This window comes from Psychroflexus curvus, assembly GCF_020164585.1.
GTDB lineage: Bacteria > Bacteroidota > Bacteroidia > Flavobacteriales > Flavobacteriaceae > Psychroflexus > Psychroflexus curvus.
The window spans coordinates 1-1229 of record NZ_JAIQZF010000018.1; the positions used below are offsets into that span (position 1 = coordinate 1).

The 1229-nt window shown below is 42.3% G+C and carries 1 tRNA gene and 1 rRNA gene; both read right to left on the reverse strand.

Annotation, left to right across the window (positions count from 1 at the left end):
* Positions 1-507: ribosomal RNA gene (locus LB450_RS13580) — 23S ribosomal RNA — on the reverse strand; the annotation flags it as partial.
* 478 nt (positions 508-985) lie between these two features.
* A tRNA-Ile gene (locus tag LB450_RS13585) sits at positions 986-1059 on the reverse strand.
* Positions 1060-1229 lie beyond the last annotated feature (170 nt).

Below are 1229 nucleotides of genomic sequence, written 5' to 3' on the forward strand. Positions count from 1 at the left end.
TTTCACCTTTCCCTCACGGTACTGGTTCACTATCGGTCTCTCAGTAGTATTTAGCCTTACCGGATGGTCCCGGCTGATTCATGCAAGGTTTCTCGTGCCCCGCACTACTCAGGATACTACTACTCAATACATCCCTTACCCCTACAGGCCTGTCACCTTCTATGGGTATTCTTTCCAAAATATTTGGGTTCAAAATGTATCAAGATGTCGTAGTCCTACTACCCCAGCACTGCCGTAACAGTTCTGGTTTGGGCTGTTTCACGTTCGCTCGCCGCTACTAGCAAAATCACTATTGTTTTCTCTTCCTCCGGCTAATTAGATGTTTCAGTTCACCGGGTTCGCTCCCGCCAATGGCGAGTACTATACCTTCAGTATAGTGGGTTGCCCCATTCGGAAATCTGCGGATCAACTCATATGTGCTAATCCCCGCAGCTTATCGCAGCTTGTCACGTCCTTCATCGCCTCTGAGAGCCTAGGCATTCCCCATACGCCCTTAATAAGCTTATCTATTCGATAATTATTAGTTATTTAATTTTCATACTCTTTCCTAAAAAAAAGCATGCTCTTACTCTCGTATTCTTATATATTCTCAATATGTCAATGAACGTTTTCCCCTCTAGCTCCCCCAAAGGGGGAGTGATAGTTACCTACCTTCTCCTCCCCTTTGGGGAGGCCGGATGGGGCCTTGTCATAATATCTAAAACCAATTAAATATTACCATTCCTCATTATTATAAACCTTACATCTAAAAGCTAATTTGGTCAAATAAATTCCTCTAACCACTTTAGACTCTTCTCTTGTGCCTTAAAGACTAAAAAGTAGTCTCAGGCAGACTCCCTTCGATGCGACACTTAACGTGTTTTACTCAGGATAAACTTCTCGTCTTCCTTTCGACTAAAAAGTAGTCTCAGGCAGACTCCCTACGATGCGACACTTAACGTGTCTTACTCAGGATAAACTTCTCGTCTTCCTTTCGACTAAAAAGTAGTCTCAGGCAGACTCGAACTGCCGACCTCTACATTATCAGTGTAGCGCTCTAACCAGCTGAGCTATGAGACTGTAGGCTTTATAATATGATAATTAAATTGACAATTAGAAACATAAAAGCTTATCCTTTTTGATACTTGATTAAAGCTTAATTAATTCCCTTTCTTTAAACGTCTACTACATCTTATCAGATGCAATACTCTAAAAAAGGAGGTATTCCAGCCGCACCTTCCGGTACGGCT